General features: G+C 55.6%; 7 protein-coding genes. 2 read left to right on the top strand and 5 right to left on the bottom strand.

Annotation, left to right across the window (positions count from 1 at the left end):
* On the bottom strand, window positions 1-629 hold a 629-nt coding region (locus ACETWG_03155; protein MFB0515586.1), incomplete at its 3' end, for a sodium:calcium antiporter.
* Window positions 630-810: 181 nt separating this feature from the next.
* On the opposite strand from ACETWG_03155, the gene ACETWG_03150 reads away from it, so the two are divergent.
* Window positions 811-1689, top strand: a complete 879-nt coding sequence (locus ACETWG_03150; GenBank protein ID MFB0515585.1) for an OmpA family protein — start codon at window positions 811-813, stop codon at window positions 1687-1689.
* A gap of 256 nt (window positions 1690-1945) precedes the next feature.
* Complete coding sequence (locus ACETWG_03145) at window positions 1946-2812, top strand: mechanosensitive ion channel family protein (GenBank protein ID MFB0515584.1); 867 nt, start codon at window positions 1946-1948, stop codon at window positions 2810-2812.
* A gap of 51 nt (window positions 2813-2863) precedes the next feature.
* Here ACETWG_03145 and ACETWG_03140 read toward each other — a convergent pair whose 3' ends face one another.
* From ACETWG_03140 to ACETWG_03125, 4 genes are all read right to left on the bottom strand, one after another.
* A complete protein-coding gene (locus tag ACETWG_03140; protein ID MFB0515583.1) occupies window positions 2864-3850 on the bottom strand; it encodes a zinc transporter ZntB in 987 nt (328 codons plus the stop codon).
* Between the two features lie 47 nt (window positions 3851-3897).
* On the bottom strand, window positions 3898-4722 hold the full coding sequence (locus tag ACETWG_03135) for a DUF481 domain-containing protein (GenBank protein MFB0515582.1): 825 nt from the start codon (window positions 4720-4722) through the stop codon (window positions 3898-3900).
* A gap of 412 nt (window positions 4723-5134) precedes the next feature.
* Complete coding sequence (gene queC / locus ACETWG_03130) at window positions 5135-5836, bottom strand: 7-cyano-7-deazaguanine synthase QueC (protein ID MFB0515581.1); 702 nt, start codon at window positions 5834-5836, stop codon at window positions 5135-5137.
* Between the two features lie 2 nt (window positions 5837-5838).
* The coding region (locus tag ACETWG_03125; protein MFB0515580.1) for a RecB family exonuclease at window positions 5839-6422 on the bottom strand (584 nt) is incomplete at its 5' end.

The following is a 6422-nucleotide window of genomic DNA, read 5'->3' as shown; positions in this document are numbered from 1 at the left end:
CCGATGACAGCTTCACTGACAGCCAACCGGCGGGCAAGAGCAATCGCGCCAGCGACGAATAAATGTGCTCCCAGCACAAGCAATCCGAGACCGACAATGATCAATAGAAGCAGGAGGCCCAGTTTTTGAGGCCGTGCTGGAACAGCCTGCTTGAACTCTTTGCGAAGGTGCTCATCGCGCTCGCGCCTGGACAGGTAAATTGTTGTTCCAAGATAAGATCCAAATAATAGAAAGAGAATCAGGCCCTCCAGACGTCCCAGGCTATTATTGACGATCATGACAGTCAGAACGACTGTGGCCAGAATGGCAACCGGTACGTCCCGGCGAAACAGTTGAGCATGGATACGGATAGGGCTTAGAATCGCGCACAGACCAAGTATGAGTGCAATATTGGCGATGTTCGAGCCGATTATATTACCGAGACTGATGGAACCCTTATCGATCATCGCCGCATTAAGGCTGACCACGAGTTCAGGGGCGCTGGTACCGAAGGCCACGACGGTCAGCCCGACTGCCAGGGCACTGACACCCAATCGTAACGCGATCCCCGAGCTGCCCCGTACCAGACTGTCAGCACCTACGATCAACAGAATCAAACCACCCAGAACAGAGACGATATGGACGAGCATGGTTTCCCTCCCGGAGGCTAAGATAGATTGAAGGTAAGATGAAATCGCTGCAGCCGGTAAGCATAAATAGAAGATAGAACGCAATAATAATTTTAAATCCAATTGGAGGTAGTCACAAAGATATATACATTTAATGGCGAGCTTTGTTGATAACATCGAAATCATATAGGGAGGGATCAAGATGCGACTCATACAGCTGTTTATTTCAGGCGCTATCATTCTTCTGATAGCCAGTTGTGTCTCTACTGGGAAATTCCAGGCAAAAGTAGAAGAAGCCGACCGTTTTCAAGCCGAGGTAGCGCAGCTGATTAAGGAGGTAGCTGCCCTGACGGCGGAACGCGATTCGCTGCTGGCAGAAGTTGGCCGGCTCCAGGGAGAAAATGCCGAACTCGGCAGTCGGGTACCGAGTCTGGAGGAGGCCAACGCCAGTCTTCAGGCCGCCATGGAGGCCTCCAAGTCTGAGAAGGACCAGCTGATCCTGCAATTGACCAATGACAAGCAGGCTCTGGAATCTGAGTTAGCCTCTCTCCAGGTAGAACACCAAGTCCTATGCGACCGAATTGCCAAGGAGCAGCAGGAGCAGGCTATGAAGATGGCGGAGCTGCAGAGCACCTATGGACGACTGGTTGAGGGGCTCACCGAACAGATCGAACTGGGGCAAATCAGGATTGACAGTCTTCTGGGTAGGCTGAATGTTCATATCTTCGATCAGGTATTATTCCTTTCTGGTGAAGCGGTGGTCAGAACGTCAGGCAAGAAGGTGCTAGAAGCGGTGGCGAAGGCCTTTGAAACGGCGGTAGGCCAGCGAATCGTGATCGAGGGTCATACCGATAACGTACCCATCGGTGAGAAGCTGCGGGACCGCTACGCGACCAACTGGGAGCTGTCCACGACCAGGGCGACCAACGTAACCCGGTACCTCATCGAGCAGGGGGGTGTCAATCCCGGCAAGATTTCCGTGGCTGCATATGGCGAGTATAAGCCGATTGCTACCAACACGACCAAGGAAGGCCGGTCGCAAAACCGCAGAATCGAGATCCATTTTATACCCGAGGATTGACATCCTGATCCATCCATGAGCCTGATTACAGGCTGCCTATCGATTGTTCCGGGCAGCTTGTGTATCAGCGTGCAGGTTCACTGCTGTTCTTAAGCATGCGTTGAGCATCACTCACGCATGCAAACGGAATTACAATACGATTGTTCTTCCATTTCTGCGCTGAAAAGCTTACCGCTTTGAAGCCGATCCTATCTTTGCGTGAAGCATTTCGTCCTGGACTGGCCTTCCGAGCCATCAACATAGAGGAGGGAATACCATGAATGAGCTCTGGACTGGACTTGCGGAAATGCTGACTTATGAGCGGGTCATGGCTCTGATTCGCGCATTGTTGGTCATCGTTGCCGGCTATGCGTTCGCCAAGCTAGCTTGCCTGGGAGTGAAACAGCTGCTGAAAGCTCGCCTGGACACACAGCGCTTGAAGCTCTTCCATCGCATAATCTTCTATGTCATTTTTCTATTGTTCCTTATCTCAGGTTTGCGCGAACTGGGCTTCAAATTGGGAGTGGTTCTTGGGGCCGCGGGGGTACTATCCGTCGCAGTAGGCTTCGCTGCGCAGACCTCGGTTTCCAATCTGATCAGCGGCCTGTTCCTGATCAGTGAGCGGGCCTTTTCGGTGGGGGACAGCATACAAGTAGGTGATAAGATCGGCGAAGTACTCGCGATCGACCTTCTCTCCGTCAAATTAAGAACCTTCGACAACCTCTTCGTCCGCATCCCGAACGAGGTTATGATCAAATCCGATGTCACCACCCTAACCAAACTCCCCCAGCGCAGGGTGGATCTGAAGATTGGAGTAGCCTACAAAGAAGATCTGGCAGCTGTGCGTGAGGTGTTATTCGAGGTGGCTGAAATGAATCCGCTTTGTTTGAAGGACCCCCAACCGATTTTCATTGTCCTTGGCTTCGGTGATTCCAGTATCGATCTACTATTCGGTGTCTGGGCTGAGACCGAAGATTTTCTGGCCTTGAAGAACAGTATTCAGATGGAAGTGAAGGTGGCGTTTGATGAGAAGGGTATTGAAATTCCTTTCCCGCATATTACCTTATCTCCTGGCCGTGCTGCGGAGCCCCTATCCGTAGATATAATCAACACGGGGCACGAGTCGCCAGCCACTGCTGCCTAGTCAGATGGCAGGGTTCCGGGGGAATGGGGACCTGGCTGTTCCCGTGTGAAGTCAGAGCCAACGCATCCTGCGGAAAAGAACGATCTGTAGCGAGAGAACACCCGCCAGGACAGCGGTGACAGAGATAAAGCCCCAGGGGCTGTGGCTGCCCGGGATGCCGCCGACGTTGGTCCCCAGCAATCCGGTGAAGAAGGTCAGGGGGAGAAAAATGGCTGCCACGAGGGCCAGGACGTACATGCGTCGTTCGACCTGTTTCGACATTTGACCGTTCAGTTCCTCCTGGGTGACGGTGGCTTGATCGCGGGCTGATGCCAGTTCTTCGAGAAAGTGGATAGTTTGATCGGACACTTCATGCAGGCGTTTGCGGTCTTCTTCTTCAAGGAAAGTGAGCGGCGTTTCGATGATACGTACCAGAGCATCGCGTTGGGGAGAGAGATGCCGCCGCAGAGCGATGATCTGGCGGCGAACATCGGCCAGGCGCTCACTCGTCACGCCACGATGCGGGTCCACCACCATTTCTTCCAGTTCGCCCACCTCATCTGTGACGTTCGCAATGTAATCGGCCATGCGCTCCACCAGCCGCATGCCGAGGCTGGCGAGGAAGTCACCGGGAGTGGCAGGGCCGCGTCCGGCATCGAGGGCGTGCCGCAGGTCATCGATGGAGCGGACGAAGCGCAGACGGGTCGTGATGATACGATGCGCGTCAATATAGGTCCTGATGGACACCATGTCCTCCGGTTCATCGCCCTCGTTCAGGTTGATGCCCCTCAGCACCGTCAACAGGCCGGCTCCAGAGGGTATGCTTCGGGGTCGGACTTCTTCCCGGGTCAGGATATTGCAGGTGATCTCCTCCAGCCCGCTCTCCTGCCGCAGCCATTGCTCGGCATAGGGCGAGTTTCCCTCCAGATGTAACCAGAGTGTGCCGGACTCCGGAGTCCATGTCGCGATCTCTTTCCACGTGATTTTCTTCCCACCCCCCTGACCATCAAGAAGATAGGCGGAGACTAATCCATTCGGAGCTGGTTGGTCTGTTTTCACTGCTATTCTCCTCTTGTAGGCCCGACAAGGCCAGGATTCTGAGCGACCTATTTGAACTTGTAGGAAAAGCCGTTGGAGAAATCGATGTCGACGGCTTTCACCTGTCCTGGTGGTTCGCTGTCGTAGCGCAGGTTCATATCGAGGGTGAGGCCCAAGCGCTTGGTGATGGCCACATTGAATGTGGAGCGCGCGAGAACACGGTAGTCGCTGATCCGCCGGGTGTCGATCTGAAAATAGGCGGTTGTCAGCAAACCCAACGAGGGTTTGGGTGTCCAATTGAACACGAGATAGTTGGTAGAGCGGATAAGGGAAGCGAGAGACCCATGGAAGGGATCTCCCTGGGTTCCATCCGGCCCGGTATCGATTTCCTCACGCTCCCACATGAATCCTATCCCTGTGGCCAGGTGCAAGTGCTCCGGTAAGGCCTTGAACTGTTCCGTTTCATTCCACTTGATACGCAGCCCACCACCGATGAGCTGTCGATCTTGCAGCTGGATAAACTCATTGAATTCTTTCTGTAAGAAGACTTCACCGTAGAAAGCACCGCGGAGGTTTTTTACAGTCCGGAGGTGGGAAAAGCCCTTATTGATAAAAAACGCCTTATCTTTTTTACTGATACGATAGTAGGAGACCAGGAACATTTGACCCCAGTCGCGTACATAGTCGAAGCGCAGGTTGGAGCGGTTTTGGAACAGATTGGAATTGCCGTCGGTATAGCCGACATCGCCTCCCAGATCAACATGGAATCCCGGACCCAGGTCTTCCCTTCGCATGGATTCAGTGTTTACCTGTGCCTCACTGAGGGTTCCCAACAGCAGCCCCAGGCACACGATGGGAATACCCTGTTTCGGATGAGAGACCCACATCTTCATCGCAGCCCCCTTTTGAATAAGACCATTTTCAAGGCATGAGTGAGTGGCTGGCAACGTTCGGTTGCACAGCGACCATATGGACTCCGGTGTTTAAATCTACGCTTTACAATCGAAACAAACAATCAATGATAGTATGGTTGGTGAGGTGGGGTTCGGCGCAGGGGACCGATCCCCGGAAACTGATGGAAAAGGAACCAGGCACACCCAGCATATAAGCTCATTCGGCCTCGCCGCGCAAGCGAAAGTATGGTCGACGTTTCATCCAGCGGGAAGATAGGCAATGGGAACGGGATTGTCGTTCGCCTGGTGCGCGGGATAAGCGAGAATGGGAGAAAAGGATGAACCACAAAGGCGCAAAGGAAGCAAAGAGAACTGACCCCTCACTCTTTCGATCCCGACGTAAAGTCGGGACTCAGGGCGACCGTTTCAGTAAGGGATCGGGGATGGCGGCTTCTTGGAAGGCGCGGGCGCGGAGGGCGCAGCTATCGCAGGTGCCGCAGGGGATATCCTCGTTCTGGTAGCAGCCCCAGGTCAGGTGCAGGGGGGCACCCAGCTCAATCCCCAGTTGGACAATCTCCGCCTTGCGCATACCGATGATGGGGGTAACGATGCGGAGGTGGGTATCCGGGCGGGTGCCGGCCTCCATTGCCACCTCGAAGGCGTCATAGAAGATGCGCCGGCAGTCGGGGTAGCCGCTGCTGTCCGCCTCCACCGCTCCCACGAAGATGGCTTCGGAGCCGAGAGCTTCGGCCCAGCTGGCCGCCGCCGCCAGGAGGTTGGCATTGCGGAAGGGGACGTAGGTGCTGGGGATTTGCCGGGACTCAAGGTCAGCCCGTGGCACGGGTATGTCGGCCCGGGTCAGGGCGGAGCCGCCGATTTCGGCCAGGTGCCGCTGGTCCAGCACCAGGCAGCGTTCGGGGGCCACGGCGTAATAATCGGCGATATCGTGGAAGGCCTGGAGCTCCCGCTTTTCGGTGCGCTGGCCATAGTTGGCGTGCAGCAGGGCCAGATCGTGGCCGCGGGCGGCGATGGCGGCAGTGACGCAGCTATCCAAGCCGCCAGAGAGGAGCACTACCGCCAGGGGTCGGGTATTATTTTCGTCAGCAGGTGACACGGTTAGAGGCGCTTCTGTTCCCAGGCGGGGCAGATGAGATCCTTGTAGTCGCAGAAGTTGCAGTGATAGCCGGTCTGGAAGGGGAAGTCCTGGCGGCGGATGCCCCCGGCTGCCTGAGCGATGCGCTGCCGGAAGTCGGCCAGTTCCTGTTCGTTGAAGGTGACGGTCACTTCCGGTTCCCTGGTCCGGAGGAAGTAATAGGTGAGGTCCATGGCTTCGGGGCGAGCCAGCTGCCGGCCACTGATCTCCCTGGCTTGCAGAATGTACATCGCATACAGGGCCAGTTGGGGATCCTGCCGGGCTTCGTTTTCGGTCATTTTACGCCGGGAGGTCTTGTAGTCGACCAGGGTGAGGCGATCAGCTTTATCCAGATCGATGCGGTCGATTCTGCCGGTGACGGTGACGTCGTCCAGATTGAAGGTAAAGCGGTGCTCGACGGCCAGTACCGGGGGCTCTTTTCCCTTTAAGCGCTGCTGATAAGCTGTGAGTAGTTCCGCGGCATCCTGCTTGTACTGGGCTTCTTCCTGAGGATAGGTGAAGCCCTCGCTGATCCAGGCCGGTTCCAGGAGGTCCAGGATCGGGGGAG

Source organism: Candidatus Neomarinimicrobiota bacterium (genome assembly GCA_041862535.1).
Taxonomy (GTDB): Bacteria; Fidelibacterota; Marinisomatia; order SCGC-AAA003-L08; family TS1B11.
Note: the sequence above shows the minus strand (reverse complement) of the source record. Positions and strands in the feature narration are given on the sequence as shown.

What these genes read in the sequence shown, in the direction of transcription:
- ACETWG_03150 (MFB0515585.1), top strand. Translation starts at nt 811, where the DNA reads ATGCGACTCATACAGCTGTTTATTTCAGGCGCTATCATTCTTCTGATA.
- ACETWG_03135 (MFB0515582.1), bottom strand. Translation starts at nt 4,722, where the DNA reads ATGAAGATGTGGGTCTCTCATCCGAAACAGGGTATTCCCATCGTGTGC.
- ACETWG_03145 (MFB0515584.1), top strand. Translation starts at nt 1,946, where the DNA reads ATGAATGAGCTCTGGACTGGACTTGCGGAAATGCTGACTTATGAGCGG.